We start from the raw sequence: 269 nt of genomic DNA, 5'->3' as shown, positions 1-269 counted from the left end.
ACCCCAATTACGCCATGTTCTGCCAGCAAACCGGTTTTGGTGATGGGCAAATTTACCGTCGCATTCTCGATCTCATCTGGGAAACGCTGACCGTTAAAGACGCAAAAGTAAATTTCGACAGCCAACTGGAGAAATTTGAAGAAGCGATTCCTTCAGCCGACGATTTCGATCTGTACGGCGTTTATCCGGCAATCGATGCATGCGTGGCGTTAAGTGAACTGGTCCATTCGCGCTTGAGTGGTGAAACGCTCGAACACGCGGTGGAAGTG

At 49.8% G+C, this 269-nt stretch carries 1 protein-coding gene; it reads left to right on the top strand.

The features are described from left to right. The coding region (locus FN960_RS24110) for a DUF416 family protein (RefSeq protein WP_143850818.1) at positions 1-269 on the top strand (269 nt) is incomplete at both ends.

Source organism: Alkalicoccobacillus porphyridii (assembly GCF_007293315.1).
GTDB classification, from domain to species: Bacteria; Bacillota; Bacilli; order Bacillales; family Bacillaceae_D; genus Alkalicoccobacillus; species Alkalicoccobacillus porphyridii.
The sequence above is the reverse complement of the archived record's forward strand: the minus strand, read 5'-3'. Positions and strand labels throughout refer to the sequence as shown.